General features: G+C 57.6%; 3 protein-coding genes. 2 read left to right on the forward strand and 1 reads right to left on the reverse strand.

Translation table 11 applies throughout. The annotated features are described in order from the left end of the window. A partial coding sequence (locus tag QN359_RS12835) for an autotransporter-associated beta strand repeat-containing protein (protein WP_323493585.1) occupies nt 1-9,302 on the reverse strand: 9,302 nt, incomplete at its 3' end. 523 nt (nt 9,303-9,825) lie between these two features. Between QN359_RS12835 and QN359_RS12840 the strand changes: the two genes are divergently transcribed. Both QN359_RS12840 and QN359_RS12845 read left to right on the forward strand, forming a co-directional pair. Beyond that, nucleotides 9,826-10,749, forward strand: coding sequence for a hypothetical protein (locus QN359_RS12840; protein WP_322250866.1), 924 nt, complete (start codon nt 9,826-9,828; stop codon nt 10,747-10,749). Nucleotides 10,750-10,859: 110 nt separating this feature from the next. Next, complete coding sequence (locus QN359_RS12845) at nt 10,860-21,239, forward strand: hypothetical protein (protein WP_323493180.1); 10,380 nt, start codon at nt 10,860-10,862, stop codon at nt 21,237-21,239. The last annotated feature ends 39 nt before the right edge of the window (nt 21,240-21,278 follow it).

Here is a 21,278-nt window from a genome sequence, read left to right on the forward strand (position 1 = left end):
TTCGTCACCGTGCCGCCAGTACCGGCCAGGGAACCGATGGCTTGATTGAAACCACCGAGATCGAGCGTGGCACCAGCAGCAGTAGTCAGCGCTGAATTGCTACCGAAGGCATTCATGGCAGCGGCGGACAATGTACCATTACTGACCGTGGTCGCGCCGCTGTACGTATTGCTGCCGGATAGTGTTTGCGTGCCGCTGCCGACCTTCGTCAAGGCTGTGGCACTGACACCATCTTGTATCGTGCCAGCAAAATTGGCTGAACTGTTATTGCCACCGATCGTCATCGCTGCCACTGTCGCACCGCTGTTCGTCACCGTGCCGCCAGTACCAGCCAGCGAACCGATAGCTTGATTAAAACCGCCGAGATCGAGCGTGGCACCAGCGGCCGTAGTGACGGCCGAGTTGCTGCCGAAAACGTCGACGGCACCCGCGGCCAGTGTGCCATTGCTGACGGTGGTGGCTCCGCTGTAAGTATTCGCGCCGCTGAGGACGGTGGTGCCACTGCCGATTTGATTAAGGCTGCCAGTACCACTGATGGCGTTACTGACCAGCAGGGTATTGCTGCGATCAAAAGACAAGTTAGCGTTATTCGTCACCGCCGCGCTGCCCAAGCTACCACTGCTGCCACCGGCACCGACTTGCAGCGTACCGGCACTGATGATGGTCGCACCGCTGTAGGTGTTATCGCCAGCTAAAATAGTCGTGCCATTGGCTATATTGGAAACATTGAGCGCAACCGCCCCAGCACCAGCATTATCGCTGATCACGGAATTGACGGTCAATACCGAGCTCGCGCTGGCGTTGCTTAGATTCACCGCGGAAGCGCCACTACTGCCGGCCGTCAGAAAGCCTTGATTTGCGACTTGGCCCACACTCAAAGATTGCGCCGTTGTAGCGATCGCAATCGTGCCATTCTGACTGTTAGCGACATTGCTACCGATGACCAAGGTGTCATTGGCAGAGTTCTGACTCATCGCAATGGTCGATGGTGCGGTGCTGGCAGACATCAGCAAAGATTGCAGCGTGGTGACAGCGGCAGCGAGCTGATTGGCACTGCTCGCGGGACCGCCGTTTTGTATCGTCACGATGGCATCGTGTGCCGGAATATCAGGAATCACGATGCTGCCGCTGGCCGGATCGGTAAACACGTTTTGCTGTGAAGATTGTAATTGCACCAGGTAATGAACCCCGCTGACATCTTGAATAGATGCAAAGCTTGTGCCATTCCATAATGCCCCACCGGCTACCTGTGTTTGGGCATCATTGGCACCGGCGCTACTGCTGGTAATAAAACGCGCGCCACGTGTGACGCCGCTGGCACCGACAAAGTTGGTCGCGCTGTCGCTACTGAGCGCACCGAGATTGACATCGATATCTTGCGCGCCGTTTTGGCTTAATTTGAAGGTGCCGGCACCAGAATTACTGTTCTGAAATGATTCAAGCAAACCATTTGCTGTGCTGACGCCTTTCACTTCGATGGTTCCGCCCTGGAGAATCAGGCTGGAGCTGGAGGCGAGGATATTCGCGACAGCCGCTGCTGGAGCGGAGAAATCCAATAGTAAGGTGCCGCCACTGACCGTAGTCGCGCCAGTATATGTATTGCTACCGGAAAGAGTTTGGGTGCCGCTGCCGACTTTCGTCAGCGCAGTCAGGCTGACGCCATCTTGTATGGTGCCGCCAAACTTACTGGAACTGTTGTCGCTGCCCAGGCTCAACAGCGCCGCATTGCTGCCACTGTTGCTCACCGTGCCGGCGTTGCCGGCCAGCGAAGCAATAGCTTGATTGAAACCGCCCAGATCGAGCGTGCTAGCGGCAGCCGTGACGACGGCCGAATGATTACTCAAGGCATTCACCGCCCCGGCCGCCAACGTGCCACCGTTGAGCGTGGTCGCGCCACTGTACGTATTGGTGCCAGACAGCGTTTGCGTGCCGCTGCCGGACTTGCTCAGCGCCGTGGTACCGATGCCATCTTGTATGGTGCCGGCAAAATTGCTCGAACTGTTATCGCTACCGCTGCTCAGGGTTGCGGCCGTAACACCGCTGTTGCTCACCGTGCCGCCGGTGCCGGCCAGCGAACCGATGGCTTGCTGAAAACCGCCGAGATCGAGTGTGGTACCGGCGGCCATGCTAACGGCCGAGTTGCTGCCGAAGGCATTGAGCGCACCGGCCGCCAGCGTGCCACTGGTTAGCAGTGTGGCACCGGTATAGCTGTTACTGCTCGACAATGTCGTGGTGCCGCCACCATTTTGGCTCAATGTTCCGCTGCCGCTGATGGCATTCGCCACCGTCAACGCATCGCTGCGATTAAACAGCAAATTCGCATTATCGATCACGGCACCGCTACCCAGGCTGCCGCTGGTACCACCGGCACCGACTTGCAAGCTACCGGCAGTCAGCGTGGTGGTGCCTGCATAGCTGTTGGCACCGCTCAGTATCGTCGTGCCGCTACCGTTTTGCCCGACGCTGCCGCTGCCGCTGATGGCATTAGCGAGCGTCGCCGTATCGCTGCGATTGAAGAGTAAATTGGCATTATCGATCACCGCAGCGCTACCCACGCTACCGCTGCTGCCACCAGCACCGAGCTGCAACGTGCCGGCGCTGATAGTGGTGAGCCCGCTGTAGCTATTGGCGGCACTCAAAGTCTGCGTGCCACTGCCGATTTTATTCAGAGCAATGGCGCTGAGCCCATCTTGTAAGTGCCCGGCGAAATTGACCGAACTATTGTCGCCGCCCGTGCTTAACTGCGCTGCGCTGGCACCGTTGTTACTGACCGTGCCTGCACTGCCAGCCAGCGAACCGATGGTTTGATTGAAACCGCCAAGATCGAGCGTGCTAGCGGCCAACGTCGTGACGGCGGAGTGACTGCTGAAGGCGTTGAGCGCAGCGCCGGCCAACGTACCATTACTGAGCGTAGTCGCGCCACTGTAAGTGTTGCTGCCAGACAGTGTCTGCGTGCCACTGCCGACCTTGCTCAGTGCCGTAGCCGCGACACCGTCTTGTATGCTGCCGGCAAAATTGCTGGTACTGTTATCGCCGCCGGTGGTCAGCAGCGCCGCCGTCGCGCCACTGTTAGTGAGCGTGCCGCCAGCCCCAGCCAGCGAACCGATGGTTTGATTGAAACCGCCCAGATCGAGCGTGGCACCAGCGGCCGTAGTCAGCGCTGAATTGGTACCGAAGGCATTGAGGGCGCCAGCCGCCAATGTGCCGCTGCTGAGCGTGGTGCTACCGGTGTAGCTATTGCTGCTGCCCAGAGTCGTAGTGCCGCTACCACTCTGAGTCAGGCTGCCGCTGCCGCTGATGGCATTGCCGACCGTCAAGGCATTACTGCGATTAAACACTAAGTGAGCATTATCGATCACCGCTCCGCTGCCGAGACTGCCGCTGCTGCCACCGGCACCAACTTGCAGCGTGCCGGCAGTGATGCTGGTCGTGCCGGTGTAGCTGTTGGCAGCCGTCAAAATCGTCGTACCGCTGCCGTTTTGCAGCAGATTGCCGCTGCCGCTGATGGCATTGGCGAGCGTGGCGCTATCGCTGCGATTGACTGCCAAGGCGGCATTGTCGATCACCGCGCCGCTGCCGATACCCCCGCTGCTGCCACCATTGCCGAGTTGCAGTACCCCGCCGCTAATGGTAGTGCTGCCGCTATTGGTATTGCCGCCGCTCAGTATTTGGGTGCCGCTGCCAGTTTTTGTCAGACTCACGCTGGCGACCCCGTCTTGAATGAGGCCAGCGAATTCGGTCGAACTGTTGTCGCCACCGGTGCTCAACAGCACAGTCCCGGCGACCGAACTGGTGACGCTGCCACCGGCACCTGCCAGTGATCCGATGCTCTGATTATTGCCATACAAATCCAAGACGGCGGCACTGGCAAGGCTGACGGCCGAATTGCTGCCTAGGGCATTTGCTACGCCGGCGATCAGGCTGCCGGCCATCACGCTGGTTGCGCCGCTATAGGTATTGGCGCTGCCCAAGCTGGTCGAACCGCTGCCGAGTTGGCTGATGCCGCCGCTGCCACTGATCAGGTTATTGAGCACGAAGGCATCGCTGCGATTGACCGCCAAGACACCGTTATCGAGCACAGCGGCGCTGCTCACGCCCATGCTGCCGCTGCTGCCGCCGATACCGAGTTGCAGGGTGCCGGCACTGATCGTGGTGCCGCCGCTGTAGCTATTGGTCGCGCTGAAAATTTGCGTACCGCTGCCGGTTTTGAGCACAGCGACCGGCCCGGCCACATCGCTGATGCTGCCGGAAAAAGTAGTCGAACTGTTGTCACTGCCGGTGCTGAGCGTCACCGCCGCCGCGCCACTGTTACTGATCGCGCCGCCGCTGCCGGACAAGGAGCCGATGGCTTGATTGAAGCCACCAAGATCGAGCGTGGCACCAGCGGCCATGGTGACGGCTGAGTTGCTCCCAAAGGCATTGACGGCACTGGCAGCGAGCGTACCGGCAAGCACCGTCGTCGCACCGCTATAGTTATTATTGCTATGATTGAGCGTGAGCGTGCCACTGCCGACTTTTTTTAAGGCCAGGCTGGCACTGCCGCCATCGGACAGCAAGCCACTCGCCAGCGTCGAGCTATTGTCGCTGCCGGTAGTCAAGGTGGCGGCAACACTGCCGCCATTCGAGACATCGCTGTCGGCGCTGACCGTCAGCGAACCGATCGCTTGATCGAAACCGTTGAGGTCAAGAAATCCCGAAGACGTCACGGCGACGGCAGAATTAAGCCCAAACGCATTCACGCGCCCACCCATGAGTATATCGTGCAGGATCAAGGTCGCACCGGTATAGGTATTGTTGCCACTTAAAGTCAAGATGCCAGTCCCGGCACCCTGACTGTCTTGCGTCACCGAGCCACTGCCGGAAATCGCATTGGCAACCGTGACCGTATCGCGGCGGCCAAACACGACACTGCCGTTATTGATGATGGCACCGCTACCGAACGTACCGGTAGCGGTACCGAAGCCGGCGAAGAGCACGCTGCCGACACCGATGCTGGTCGTGCCGCTGTAGGTATTATTACCCGACAGCACGACATGGTTGCTACCGTTGTCGACCAGATTGCCAGTGCCGCTGATCACATTGACGACATCCATTTGTACGCCGCTGCGATTGAAACTCAGGGTGGCGTTATTCACGACTGCCCCCGTGCCAAGCGAGCCGGAACTGCCACCGGCACCGATTTGTAAAGTACCGGCGCTAATCGTGGTGGTACCGGTATAGGTATTCGTCCCACTCAGGGTTTGCGTGCCGCTGCCGATTTTGGTGAAGCCCAGCACACTCGCGCCATTCTGCAGCGCACCGGCAAAGTTAGTACTGGTATTGTCGGCACCGCTACTGAGCACGGCCGCCGTCGCCGCGCTGTTGGTGACGGTGCCGGCGCTGCCGGCCAGTGAACCGATGGTTTGATTGAAGCCCGCGACATTGAGACTGGCACCGCTGGCAGTACTGAACGCCGATTGCGCACTGAAGGCATTGGCCGCGCCAGCGAGCAGGCTGCCGGCGGAAATCGTGGTGGCACCGCTGTAGGTATTGGCACCGCCTAGACTCAGACTGCCGCTGCCGACTTTTTGCAAGGCCAATTGACCGGCACCATCTTGTAACACACCGAGATACGTCGTCGCCCCATTCGCCGTGCCGACGCTCAACGTCGCCGCCGCGCCGCTGTTGCTGACCGTGCCGGCCGTGCCGCTTAGCCCGCCCAGGCTTTGGTTGTAGCCGCCGAGATCGAGCGTCGCGCCGGCCGCCGTGCTCAGCAGCGAATTGCTGCCGAAGGCGTTGACGATGCCGCCCGTCAGCGTGCCGGCCGTGACCGTGGTCGCGCCGCTATACGTATTGATACCGCTCAAGATCGTCGTGCCGCTGCCGCTCTGGCTGAGGCTGCCGCTGCCGCTGATGGCATTGTTGATGGTCGCGCTGTCGCTGCGATTGAAGCTCAGATTGGCATTATCGATGACGGCACCGTTACCCAAGCTGCCGCTGGCGGCACCGGCACCGATTTGCAAGCTGCCAGCCGAGATCGTGGTGCTGCCGAGATAGCTGTTGGTACCGCTCAAGATGGTGGTGCCGCTGCCAATTTGTTTAAGATTTCCCTCGCCGCTAATGGCATTGGCGACGGTCATCGTATCGCTGCGATTGAAGGCCAAGTTGGCATCATTGTCCACCGCACCGACACCTAAAGTACCACTCGTGCCACCCGCACCGATTTGCAGGGTTCCTGAACCGATCGAAGTCGTCCCGCTGTAAGTATTATTACCCGCCAGAATCGTCGTACCACCGCCGATGTTGTCGTTGTTTAAAGAGACGGCACCGGCAGCGGCATTATCACGGATCACGCTATTGACGCTCAGCACGGCACTCGGGCTGGCATTGGTCAGGCTGAGGGTGGAGGCTGCGCTGGCGCCCGCGGTGAGAAAACCTTGATTCGGGGTCTGACCGATGGTCAAGGATTGTGCCGGCGAGGTCAAAGCGATCGTGCCATTCTGGCTGGCAGCAACATTGCTGCCGACCACCAGCGTATCATTGGCGGAATTATGATTCATGGCGATCACTGCCGGTGTGGTGGTGGCCGTCATCAGCAACGATTGTATGGTCGTACTGGCCGCGCCGAGATAATTCGGCGCTCCGACGGCACCACCTTCTAACAAATTGATGATGGCATTTTGGCCGCCCGAAGTCGGAATTACTTGCGCGCCACCGGCCGAGCCGGTGTAGACATTTTGCTGTGGTGCTGCCAGCGCCACCACATAATTGACCCCGGCGACTTTTTGTATCGAAACAAAATTCGTGCCATTCCACAAAACGCCGCCGCCTAGCTGAGTCAAGCCATCATTGCCGCCGAGATTAGTGCTGGTAATGATGCGTGCCCCCAAGGCCGAGCCAGTGGCACCGACAAAATTGGCGACGCTATCGACGCCGAGCGCGCCTATGTTGACATCGATATCGGTGGCACCATTTTGCGTCAATTTCATCACCCCGCCATTGCCGGAAACGGTACTGATGCCATTGAACGATTGTACCAAACCGTTTTGCCCGGCCTTGCCCTTGACTTCCAGCGTGGCCGCACTATCGTTGAATACCACGCCAGAAGTGCTGGCGATGATATTGCTCGCCGGTGCGCCGACGGCAGAAAAATCGAGCTGCAAGGTACCGGCATTGAGGGTCGTCGTGCCGGTATAGGTATTGGCACGCGTCAGGGCCGTGGTGCCGGTGCCGTTTTGGCTCAGGCTGCCGCTGCCGCTGATGACGTTATTGATTGTGATCGCATCGCTGCGATTAAAAACCAGGCTGCCGTTATTGCTCACGGCCGCCGTGCCGAGACTGCCGCTGGCGGCACCGGCGCCGATTTGCAGGGTGCCGGCCGCAATGCTGGTGGCACCGGTATAGGTATTGGCACCGCTCAAGATTGTCGTGCCGCTGCCGATCTGACTCAGACTGCCGGCGCCACTGATGGCGTTGGCGACGCTCAAGGTATTGCTGCGATTGAAAAGCAAGGCGGTGGTGTCGATCACCGCACCGCTACCCAGTGTCCCGCTGCTGCCACCGGCGCCGATTTGCAAGACCCCGGCAGAAATGGTGGTGCTGCCGGAATAACTGTTGGCCCCGCTTAGCGTGGTGGTACCCGCGCCGATCTGGGACAAGGCACCGTTCCCACTGATGGTGTTGGCGACAGTGAGCGCGTCACTACGATCGAAAATCAAGCTGCCGTTAGTAATGGTCACCGCACCGCTACCGAGCGTGCCACTGGTGCCGCCGTTACCGATTTGTAAATTACCGGTGCTGGCTGTCGTACCGCTGTAGGTATTGGCACCGGTCAAAATCGTGGTGATACCACCGATGCCGAATCTGGTCAAGCCGCCGGTGCCGGAAATGGCATTGGCCAAGGTAAACGAATTGCTGCGGTTGATAGCGAGAGTGCCGTTATCGATGATGTTGCCAGTGCCGAAGCTCGCGGTGGTGCCTAAGAGTTGCAAGATGCCGCTGAAAATATTGGTGCCGCCGCTATAGGTATTAGTGCCGCTCAAAATCTGCGTGGCAGTGCCAAGTTTAGTCAGGGCGGTCGTGCCGACACCATCCTGTATCACACCGGCAAACGAACCGTTGGCGTTGTTCGAGCCGGTACTGAGCACGGCGGCGACAGCCGCGCTGTTACTGACGGTGCCACCGGTGCCGCTCAAAGAACCGATGCTTTGATTATTGCCAAACAAATCGAGACTAGCACCGGCCGAGAGAGTGAGCGCGGAGTTGCTGCTCAAGCTGTTGGCGGCACCGCCTTGCAGCGTGCCGGCCGTCACGCTGGTAGCGCCGCTATAGGTGTTGGTGCCGCTCAAGCGCAGGGTACCGCTGCCACTTTGCGTCAATGCTCCCGTACCGCTGATGGCATTCGCAACGTTGAGCGTGTCGCTGCGATTGAACAGCAGCGTCGCGTTATTGCTCACCGCGCCTAGCCCCAAGCTGCCGCTGGTGCCGGCGGCACCGATTTGCAGGATACCGGCCGAAATCGTGGTCGGACCCGCGTAGGTATTAGCACCGGTCAGGATGGTGGTGCCGGCCCCGCTTTTAAGCAAGTTGCCGCTGCCACTGATGGCATTGCTGACCGTCATGGCATTGCTACGGTTGAGCACCAAGCTGCCGTTATCGATCACGGCGGCGCTGCCGAGATTACCGCTGGTGCTGCCGGCACCGATTTGCAAGCTACCGGACGAAATCGTCGTGGTGCCCCCATAGGTATTGGCACCGCTGAGTATCACGCTGGCGTTGCCGGCCGTGGTTAAGGCGCTGCCGGCACCGGACAGTACCGAAGCAATGCTCAGATTGCCGCCATTGGCGCTGATGGTCGAACCGCCAGCGGCCAAACCCAGGCTGCCGCCAGTGAGCGTGTAAGCACTGTTGCTGGTGAGATTATTGATATTGATCGCGCCTGCGACCGCGACGGCACTGCCACTGTTGGGCGCGATCGCCGCATTCAATACGGCATCGCTGCTGCCGGCATTATTCCACGCTGACCACGCCACCCCGTCATACCAATTGGCCGTCGCAGTATCCCAGGTGCCGCTGCCGCCCGAACCGGCGCTAGCACCGTTGGCATCCCAACTCAGTGAACCTGCACCGGCCGGCACCGTGGCCAATACGGTTAACAATAAAAGAGCGAGTTGAGCGACCGTGCGTGGGCATAACAGCGGCTGTTTTTGGACGCTACGGCGTGCGCTGGCGCATCGACCTTTCGCGTGAGAATGGGCATTTTCTGCTACCGCAACCATGGCACCGCTGGCCGCATTCCAAATCGATCGATAAACATGATTCATACGATTGCTCCGCTCTGACGCCGTGACATTTCCATCGTTGAAGAAGTCGCCAGTAAGCTAAGACTGGAATGGGCATACCGATTACGCCAAGCGCTTCCGGCTTCGTTTCTTCAGCGTCATGCGCAGAAAAATAAAGGGAAAAAATGCGCCTTCTTGTGATCAATTACATATCTTCTCGGATTGAAATTCAAGCTTAAAATCCTTTTTTATAAGTTTATAGTAAAAAAAACAACGTTATGTTTCCGGCTAAAAACTGTTTTCAAAAACTGCTATTTAAAGGCGATTCAAAATGCGTTATTTAGTCTACTTTTTTCTTTTGTATTTTTTTACAAGCTTTTTTATGATTGGCGTTCAGCAATGCATTGAGCTATTTCGGCAGTTTGTTTGATAAACAAAGCACACCATGTGGGCCGTGTTGAATGTGGTCGTTTTCTGAAAGAGGAACTAAACACCTGCTGTCATATTGTTACTTCTCCAACAAATTGGCACACACGCCGGTGTCGCCAGCATTTTAAGGAAAGCCATGTTTCATCTCCCCCTTAGCGCCAAGGCCGCAACATTCACTGAGCATTTTCTCTGTCTCACTTACCATTTTTCTGCGAGCGATTTGCGCAGACCCGCACGTCGTTTAGGATTACGGCAACGCGTGTATAACCATCAACTGCGCTGCATCGCGCCGGTCAGTCTTAGCTTGACACAGCCGCCAAGCAAGGCCTTCACGCAGATGCGTCGTGCCGGCAAGCGGCAGCTGGCATCCAATATTTCGTCCCGGCAAAATGACCTGATACTGGCACTGAAAACGCGCGCCCACAGTGCGCATTGTCTCGCCTACCTGTGCGTAGAAGCTGGCGTATGCCGACAGGTAATTCTGATCGATAGCAAGCGGGAACAAGGGACGCGCTATCGGGCCGGCGAAGCACCGCAACAACTTTCCACTAAGCAATTAGGCATCAAGGATTTTTCTACCCCGGTATTGTGTATAGAAGGTGCCGCTTATCGTTGTTTGCAAAATGGAAAATGGCAAGCGCCCACCGATTTTTACCGCGCCTTACAAGCGGCGCGCCAAACGCCATGTGATCATGCAAGCTTGCGAGCATTGCGCGCATCGATTTCTGCATATGCCGAGAAACATGAGCAGCGCCTGCAACTCGTCTTGCTCGACATCACTCAGAACACGGCAGTCGCCAGACAAAAATCCCCGCCATCCATGCTGCAACGCATACCAAGCCAAAAACCAACAAAATGCCTGCACCGCTCTGGCATTGACGATCAGTACCTCAGCGCCACGGCCGAAGCAGCAGCTTGCGCATTCAATCTGCTCAACGCCCCGCGCATTGCCTTGACCTTAGAATCGGCGGCGCGCGCAGGTTGCGGCAATACCTTGGCGATCTTGGGCATGCTGACACTGTTCGGTACGGCCGGCCAAACGCCTCGGCAACGTGGATGAGCCGTGTCCTGCCAGACCAAACGCCGCCACTTTCTGAATGAACGAATTTTGAATGAGCACGAAAGCTCATTCTGCGATCTTGGCGTCCATCTCCCTGTTAGGAAATCGCCATGATTGAATCTCTTTCAGAAAGCAGTCTATCGCCCTCCATCCGACTATTTGGAAACAGCGCTAATGCCAGTCAGCTGCCGCGCATGACGATCACGCGCATCAATAACAGTGATGTGCAGTTGTCGCATGACGCTACTGCCAGGGCGAGGCCGCAAGCTGCTATGTGGCACAGAATAGTGAATTTTTTTCGTGCTCGTAGTCTTAGTAATCTCAGCCAGGACGAGCGCTGCGTGCAGGCACGGCAATTACGCAGTCTGGAAACGGCACGCGAACAACTATGGCAAACCGATGCCGCGTTACGTCAGCGCAGCAGCCACATCGAGCAGCGCTTGCAAAAATTGGCGCAGCAATTGGAACGTTGGCCGGCAGTCAGACAGGCGCAATGCATAGAAAAAAAACGCCAACAGGCCCTGACGCGACAGCACGTGCTACTCGATCAGATCGATGCGGGCGTCGCCCGCGCCGAACTCAAGAGTCAAGTCAGGCAGATCGAACAGGCACTCCAGCATAGCGAAGAGTTCAACGATGCGCGCAGCAAAGACTACCTGAACGCGATCACTGCCTGGTTGCGCAGTACCCGCCCCGGCGAGCATTACCGCGACCTCGACGCCGCCCAAATTACTGCGCAAGAGCAATTACTCACGAGTAGTATGAGCCAAAGCGCGCACTGGGAAGCACTGCAACAAACCCTTGCCGCTGGCGCTGCCCGCGAGGCACTCGCCAGTGCGCTGTCAGCAGTACAAAAACTGCACGCGGCGCTGCGCAAAGATACCGAAAACTTACGCGAGAAATTACCCGCCTATGCTGCAGCGCAGGCCGCCGAGTTACACCAAGTACAGTTGCAAACGACACAGCTGACCCGCGCCTACCGGCGTATTGGCCATGCCATCGCTGATGCTGCAGGCAAACTACCGACACTGAGCCAATACCGTTATACCGAATTATTTCGCCCACTCGTACAGCGCGCCGAAGACTTCGATTATCTGTGCGCCGGGGCCTTGCACTGCTGGCATGGGTCGATCTGGCTGCAAGGCAATAACGCGCCGCTCACGGCCGCGCTCGCCGATTTACGCCAGAGCCACCGACTCTCCCTGCCCAGCTGCGCGACACCATGGAGCAGCACCACCTGGGCCGGTTTCGGCTTGATTGTACTGAGCCAGGTTTTAGCGGCCGGTGCCAGCGTTGCCGGGGCCGCGCTGACGGGCCAACAGTTGCAAGCACACAGAGCGACGCGCGAACGAGCGGTCAAAGCGGCGTTTAACCACCAACTCGCGCCGCTGGAGACGGCCAGCGTGATCAAACAACTAAGCCAATTCGCCTACCAACAATGGTTGACTCGGCAACGCACCCATCCCGATCAAGAAACCATCTTGGCCTTCCACAGCATCGCCCAGGAATTGATCGCCGCACAAGCTGATTCTTTACAACAACTGCGCGAACAATGGGAAGCGCAACACGTCACTATCCCGCAACAAAGCTACCCGGCGTTTCGTCGCAGCTATCTGCGCGATACTAATTTACAGCAACAGACCGCCGCGCTCATGCACTTCCAATGGCTGAGCCAAGCACTGCTGGTGCCGCCCTTAGACGCAGCAGACAAGTCAGCGGTACCATCAGCCCCTCAGGCCCAGACTGTCGCGGCCAGCAGCAGCGCCTTAGCGGGTTTGAGCCTGCCACTGGCGCTGCTGAGCTGGAAAAAAGCCACCTCACCGTTGGCTTTGCCTGTAATGGCGTTCATGTCCCTGCTCAGGCAACTGCAAGCGGCGCAATGTCAACGCCAGGCCAACGAGGCCGAACTTGAGGCCGCCGCAGCACAGCGCCAGCAGGATCACAACTACGCGCTCGAACAACTCGAACTCACACCGCCATTGAGTGAGCGCGTCATCGACTTTACCCAAACCCGTTTCTGGCGCGACTTGACCAGCCTGCATGTACGCGATGCCGAATTGGTTGGACTCGATCGTCTGGCCGACGGCAGCATAGACTTTATCCATCAAGGCAGCGATGGCCAACAATTTCACCGCGTCGTCACGGAAACGGACTTACTCAATTCGGTCGGGCAACACCGCATGGAAGGCTTGACGCGCGATTTCAGCAGTTCGTCGCCAGCGCACGCAGCACCGCTGAGCGGTCTCTTGCGCATCGGTCAAACCTTCTACGATCTGCGCCAAATTGAAGACAGCGCCGTCACCGGGCTCAATTCCACGGCCTCAGCGCTGGCACTGATGAGCTCAGTAGCCGATTTGAGTGAGCACTATATCCAACTGAAATTAATGCGCCAAAGGCAAACCGTTGAACCCGCCTTGGTCCATGAGTCTGCCAGCTTGGCACGCTGGGAACGCGTCGGCCATCACGCACAGCGTTTGAGTCAATTATTGAGCGGCACGCAGTTGGTCGATGCTTTTCTGAAACTCAAGCAAAGCGCGGACGAATTACAAAGCGGCAATTTATCGCCACAACAGCAGCAGCGCGCTTGGGACAGTTTCATCAGCGACGGTTTCGGTAGCGCGCTCAATGTCGCGGCCATGCTGGCGGCCGATATCAATCCGCTGGCGTTTGCCTACCAAGCCGGACTGGAATTCCGTGATTGGATCTACGAAATCCGCGATATGGCGGCCAAAGCCAACGCCGTCTGCGCCGAACTCGAGACCGTTTTTTCTGCCTTCGAAACACCACTGGCCTTACAAGAAACCACAGCACATGGCTTGGCCTCGCTCGCTACCAACGCGCAAGCACCGGTCAATTGGCTGGTAGTCGATAAAACCAGCTGCCGCTACCGCCGCGGTGCCATTTCCATCATGCAAGGACTGGTCGCCGAAGACCTCGCACGCAGCGTCGTCAACGAACCGGATTTTCTCTCCACGCTCGTGTATCTGCTGTCACCGATGCAATGGCTGGCCCATCAACCTATCGAACCGGCGAATGAATTAATGCTGGAACGTAAGTGGAGCAGTGCCAGTGCACAAAAGTCGCCAGCTTATCTTCGTCAAGCCTTTCGCCTCGACCCGCCGTTACAGCGTCCGCGCAGCCCGTACCTGAGCCAAAATACGCCGCTCCCCTTGAGCGAAGTCTTGCGTCTGTCGGACGGTGAGCGAAGACTCGCCTTGCCGGCCGATCACAGCTTAGTGACGGTCCAACTTGATCTCGTCCCTGATCAAACTCTGGTGCCGATTCAGGGCGATTCTTATCGCTACCATTTTCTGTATGCAAATGACCCGCAGCGTGCCCAGTTTGTGCAACGTTACGGGCGCTACTACAGCATCAGCAACGCGGTGTTTTATAGTACGGTGATACAGTCATTGATACGGGTTGGTCATCCCACCAAAAAAACCGTCATCGCCGAAACACCCATGCTATTGCTGCCAAAGCCCAGCAATAACAGCGCCCATGCCGGCCTGTGCTCTTTGCATTATCACAGCACGACGCCACTGGCCACCACACTCTTGCTGAGCCCGGCACTGAAACAGACGGCGCTGAGCAGCGCAGGGGGTGCCATCGTACTGCAACTGACGCTGGACCGCTTATCACTCGGCAGCACCGCGGAACGGCTGTTGTTTTCCATTTCCCCCGAACAGCCTTCACAATTGACCATAGAGCGCGAAAATGTCTCGCTGCCGCGCAAAGAATTCGAGATGCTATGGCGGCAAAGGCTGGATTTTTTCGTTGAGCGTTGGAGCAAAACCAGTCAAAGCACGATCCGTGCTGCCGATCTGCGCATCAACAACAGCACCCTCGATGTCTTCTTCGCTACCGAACTGTATCCCTTGTTTGCCGGCGGCCCCGAGGAAGCATGGTCACTAGATATTCCAGCCCATCGTCGGACGCAAAAAAAAGCCTTGTTACGCACCCATCTCGAATATGAAGAAGTGTTAGTCAGCGCGGCGGACATCATGAGCTTGATCAAGCGTTGCCATCAAGATTTTCTCAGTGCTTACCGTAGCACCCAAATTTTTCATCTGCACGTTGCCGACCTCAGCGCCAACACCGCGCTGCCGGCCGGCTTGGTTGCGGCCGATTTCCCGGTAGTCATCAATCATGCCGGCTTAAGTTTACGTCGCGAAGTAATACAAGGGCGTTGGAGCGACGACATGAGTACCAGTCTGCTGCTACCGCCGGCGCTGCCGCATGTGCCGCCCGAGTATGTACTGCGCGCCGCGCGCGGCGATGGTCGGCGCTGGCTGGTGTACCGCCACAGTAGTGGGCAATGGTTCGACCATGACGGCCAACAGCGCAGCGTAGCGTTGCCGGCGCTGCCTTCCTTGCGCTACCTGCAGGTGTGCGCCCATCTCAACGATGTGCGGGCCGTGCGCGCAGCATGGCCGCAACTGCAAGAGCAAAACCGGCAAGGTGAACATACCCCGCACGTCATGCTCAACAACGATGGCCGGGTCGCACTCGCCTATCTGCAACGTGAACCACTGAACGATGCCCGCGCCGAAGAGCGCCGCCGCTGGGATAGCGCACTCGGTCGGTTTCCACTCGATAGCGCACTCGCCGCGCTGCTACCGGCCGATTTGCAGCGCGGCGCAGCACGCAATGCCAGCAGCCCGCTCGACGCGGCGCAATGGCAGAAAATCGATCGTCAACTGGCGCTGACCCAAGCGCGCTTGGAAGATTTTGTGGCCGACCGTAGCGAACAAACCGGTCTATTCCAACTGCAAGCCACGGCCACGGCCGAACGCGAGGTGAGGCGCATCCACTGGCCGAAAAAAAACCCCATGCCAAGCCCGGCCACACTGCAGAGCGCCTTACTGGCCGCGCCGGCACCACTGGCACAGGTACTGTGCGTGCACTGGTTTGAGCCCGACCGCGCCGTCAACACTGCGCGGCTGTCGCTCTATGCGCCCGAAACACAGCATTGGCTGACGCTCGAAGCCGGTGTGGCGGCCGATTCCTTGCGCTATCTCGGCAGCACAGACGAACAGCATTATCTGGCAGTGCGAGAAAATCACTTGCTGCGCTGGACCGTGAATCAAGCCAGCGCCCTCACCGACGTCTTGACGCCGGCCTTTTTCTCTGGCTTGAAACTCCACAAAGGCTGGTTCAGCTTTGACGCCGCCATCGGCCCATGCTGGGATAATGGGGCGGCGCAATTACTGCCACTAGGTGACGGTCTCTGGCGACTTCAGGAAGGCAGCACGCTCCGCACGCTGCATGCCAACAATGCGACAGCGGCCACACCCGCCGAGGCACAGCGCAGCGCCGCCGCGGTCGCCTTGCGCGATCTCAGCGCCTACCGCGAGCTCCTATTGAGCGTGCGTGATCGCGACATGCGCGCTGCCAAGCATGACGGCATCGATGTCCAAGGTGTCAGTGAAATTGCTCAACGCTTGCACCGCGTGACGCTGGAAGTGAGTCGACTATCGCCATTGAATCAAGCGCTGCGCCCGGATCTGCCTGGTAGTCGGTATTTCAGTGTGCGCGCGCTGGCCAGCCATTACCAACTCGAGCAAAGCGCACAGTTCAATGCCCGCTTAGCCGATCTGGCGCGTCACCTCGAGATCTATCAAGAACTGCACGATCAGCGGCCGCAGTGGCATGCCGATCAGCCCAGCAAACCGGCGCTGCGCTACGACATCGAGGTCGACCAGGCCTGCGCCCGCATCGCCGCCTTGCGCTGGCCGCAACTGAGCGATGAACGCGCTTTGCGCGCAGCAGCGGCCAGCTATGTCTGCCCGCGCCCAAACTGCCTGCCGGTGCTGGCCCATTCCGATCAAGATCCGGCGCATGGCGTGATCTGGCGCGCGGCAACAGGCGAGAGCTTACATTGTACCGAACCCAGCCAATTCATCAAGACGCAGCAGCAGCATTGGCTGATGCTGCGCCAAGCCAGTCCAGACAGCCAGAATCAACCCAGCGCTTGGCTGGAACTGTATCGTCCCGCGCGCGACATGCCGCCGCCAGGCAGTCGTTCGCAGGCGCGTTTCGCGCTCGCGCTGACGCCAGCGCAAGCACAACGATTTTCTGGAATGCAATTTCAGCCACTGCCGGTCGAGGGTGAGGCTGGTTTACTGTGGATCAGCCAGGCCGGTACCGGTGGCTATTTTTATCTTTCTTTCCAACAGCAACTGATCGCCATCCCGAGCCGCTACGCACAAGGCCAGTTCGCCTATCTGGGTGCGAGCACGCATCCCGGCGACACGGCGTACCAGCATTTGCTGCGCCATAGCGAGAGCGGTGATGTACTCAGCGTCGGCGAAGGGGACGTCGGGACTCTGATGTCGGGCGACTATCACATCGAATTACGCGGTCATCGCCGCACGCTACGCTGCAGCAAGCGCAGTGCCGAAGTGACACTCTGGAGTGTCGACGCCCGCGAGTCTTTGCATATCACCCCCGGCACTGAACTGTTTCGCATACCGAATGATTTGGAAGGAAAATTCATCTTCCACAATGCACCCAAATTGCCATCCGACTTGGTCGATCCGGCCCCTCTGCGCTTACACCTGGAACGCTTGCCCGACTACCAGTTTTATCTCGGTACGCGGGGTAACTTACAAATTCGCAAGAATGACCGGATGACCCTGGCGATTCCGATTTTCCCGCCATCTGGAATCGAGATCAATGGACGGCGTTACCCAAGCATCGGCAGTCTGTTGCAACGGACGAAACGTGCCGATAGACAAGACCATCTGCTGCTACAAGAACGCTGGCGACAAGCGCAGTTGATCGATGGCCTGCGCCACGCCGAGGCAGCGGTAGTCTATGATCACATCAGCGGTGCCTTGCTGGCCGCCACCAGGCCAGATCAACCGCGCCTGCTCGGCCATCTGGCTGATCTGCAAGTCAAGGGGGACGCGCGTCTAGTGTTCACGATGGGCCGTGGCACCGGCTTCGATACACCCTTTCTGGCCAACGTAACAATCTACGAAACCATCGCCGCACCTGGCGCGACCCAGCGTCTCAGTCGTCACTTGATTGAGATGGCCGGCGGCGGCATCGCCGGCGAGCGCGATTTCCTGTTTGATCTCAGCCATTTTTCGCTTGGTCAACACCTCCATTTGAACGTGCATGGCGAACAATTCGTGACGACGCCGGAATTTGAATGGCAAGATAGCGCGGCAGCCCGCTATCATTGGCTGGAACGGCAGCAGCGAGCGCGTTGCAGCTTTGTTTTGCCACAAAACAGCACCCTACGTTTGACCCGCAGACGCGGCGCGGATCAACATGGCATGGAATTGGTGAAGGCGGAAGTCGTGTCCTATGCTGGCGCGCAAAACCCGACACAAACTAACACACAAACGGCAACACAAACGGCAACACAAACAGAGCGAACGCGCGGGAAACGCGCCGACAAACCTGAAGCGGCTTGCATCAACCCGGCCAGCACCAGTCGTTTTACGCGTCTGCGCCAACAACTGAGCTTCGGCAACGACCCCTTGTCGGCATACCGCTTACCGGCAAGCTGGAGCGAGGGCGACAATCTGCAGCGCAATGTGCTGCGCCTGCAGCATGAATTCGAACAAGCCTTCGATGTAAATATTGACAAATACCACGGCGATCCCGTCCTCAGCAGTTGGCATCGCCAACGTGAGAAATTACTCAGCGATGCCAACCGTTACTTTGCTGCATCGCCGCGCCTGCACCGTCCTCCTTACCCGCACACGCCCGGCACCATGGTCAGTTTGGAAGATCTGTTTTCTGGCATGTTACACAGCGCGCCCGGTATCGTGGTCGGGGTCGAGGCCTACCACCCAGCCAGCGCCTTGGAATTTTTATACCATAATTTACCACGCTTGCAACAACACGGCGTGCGCCGTGTCTACATACAAAGTTTGCCCGCCGAACAGTTTCACAACGATTTACTGGCCTACCGCAAAAACCTGGCGGCCGGCATGCCACCACGTATGCTCTCCGCCTTACAACGTAAAGATGAGGATTTACTGCGTCAAACTGCTCATCCTGAACAGGCGTTTCGCCCCTATACGATGACAGTCGCACGCGCCACCGAACTCGGTATGCGCATCCACTGTATGGATACGCTGGTGTCGAGCGTACCAGACCGCTATCGCCCTAGCGCCTTCACCTCCGGCCGCGGACAATCCAATATGCTGCGCCATGTGTTTGCCACCTCAGACGCCAGTTTTGAGGAAACCGTGGCAGATCTGAAGGTCAGCAATTTTCTATTTCAAACCGCGATCCACAACACCCTCAAAGGCCATGAGAAATTCGTCGCCCTCACCGGCGAAGCCCACGTCAACACCATGACTTCCGAACGTTCTGACAGTAGCGGAGAGCGAGTAGAAGTCCCTGGCTTATCGGAACTGACCGGGGCGATCGCCTTACAGATTCAGCCACGCAATGTGTTTCACGACCGCGTGGTATTAGTCCATCGCAACGACAAAGTGACGCCGGCTTCGTTTTCCTCCTTACGCAGCCATGAGAGTGCGCATTATCTCAGCTACGATTTTATTCCTAGCTCGCCACGCACGATTGCTGAAACCGCGCTGCGCCGCTCCAACGTTGCGCCAGCGTATGCCGTGCTACAACCTGATGCAACCCAGGGCTATGACTTGATCTGGAACGAACTCAGCAATGATCGCTCGGCACCACCGGTGATACGCCGGGCACCCTTGAAGATCGATCAGTTTCAACGCTGGCATATCGATTACCACCCGTGGCGCAGTAAACTGGGCGCGGCACAATATGATAGCGGTTATGTCGATCGCCTGACATTGGAAAAAGCCGTTGCTGAAAAGCTGCGCATGAAACCGGTAGGCATCAATTTTTCCGATGTCAGTGGCGGCAGTCTCAGTCTCGCACTCGCCCGCTCGCTCAATGGAGTCGGCTATCTGCGCGGTTCAGAATTAAGCAATATCAATCTCAAAGGCATGGATTTGCAACATGCCGATCTGCGTGCGGTACGCTGGCGCGATGTCGTAATCGACATGCGCACGCGTTTTCAAGATGCCCGTTTCGATGCTTACAGTGAGATCGATTTCGTCTGGCCCATCGTCAATGAAATTGCCGCGCTTCGCCATATCAATGAACAGCAACGCTTGCTCGACATACATTTCCATCATCTCGCCAACCCTGCTACCGGTTCACTGCTGCGCGCCATCGATCACATTGCCGAGCCTAAAATCAAAGTGCCGGCCATGCGTTCCTTGTTAGAACACTTGATGCGAAAAAATTTGCCTTTGGGTCCGTATCTCGATTCCTTTTCCGATGTCTTGCTCAAAGAAGACGATTGTTATATGCAAGATCCGATGGTACTGCGTTTCATCGAAAGTCAATTACTGCCACAAGCCATACTGCAAGCAGAATCGACCTTACTGGAAAGTAACAACCGACTCAAACTGCAGGCATTGGCATTACATGTAAGAACAGAAATGAACAAGGAAAATTTCGTCTTTCAACACAGTGGTTTGATCAATCAATTAATCGTGCGCGGACAGGCTGCCAGCCATATCGGTCTGCAAGATTTGTCACGACAAATTGCGCGCCGCGCTTGGTTGCAACTGCCCCCAGAGACCAGAGAAGAAATCAGCTTGATCATGGATCCCGGCGACAACCCTGACTTAGCGATAGAACAAACCGTGCGTGTTTTGAGCACCCCTTCCGGGCGTTTGCTAGTCAGCTTACCGGCTGCGCATGCGGACGGCCTGCTATCGGAAACAGTCCATGATGATCCCGAGCTATGGAAAAATTTTGCCTATTTCGGACGTAGTGAGAATCATGAAGCTTTTCAAAATTTGAGTCCGGCGGAAAAATCTTTGCTCGGTACCGATGAAGCGGTGTTTCATCAATTCCCGCTATTAGGCCGTATTTATAGTCAGACACGGCAACAAGGACGGCGTTTGAGCTTCATCGATTTACTGCAGTTGCCGGAACAATTCAAAACTGACTTGATCGCGGCGATGCAGACTCCCAAATATACCAAAAAATATCTGACTCAGCCGGACATGGCGCTGCTCAGCGATCGCTTTGAAACCATGATTCTGCCGCACGCCGATCCGGCAAAACGGGCACGGCGCCTGCTGACCCCGGCCTTCACACAGCAAGTGCTGGAGAATTTCCTGATGCAAAACAGCCCAGCGACGGAACAAGGGGCCTTGCTGTTCGGCTTGGCCGCGATGCTGACCCACGCTTCTTCGAGCAGTATCTTCGGTGTCGAATTCGAGTCGCCGTTACCGCTGCGCGGATTGGCTACGGCATTTCTCAACACTGCGGCCAAATTGAATCCGGCCGTACTGCCTGACCCGGCCAGCAGCAGCATCGCCACGCACTGGGAAGAAAAATTACTCGGTATCGATGGTTATCACAGTTACTCGTGCACCGCGCAAATCAGCGCCGCAATGCGCGAACAATTGCTGCACTTACCGAAGAACGAGCGCGATATTTTCTGGCGTGTGTATCCCTTGCCTTGGGATCATTGACATCGCGTAAACGCCGACGCGCACACCGAAGTAGCTGAG

This window comes from Undibacterium sp. 5I2 (assembly GCF_035019605.1).
Classification (GTDB): domain Bacteria; phylum Pseudomonadota; class Gammaproteobacteria; order Burkholderiales; family Burkholderiaceae_D; genus Undibacterium.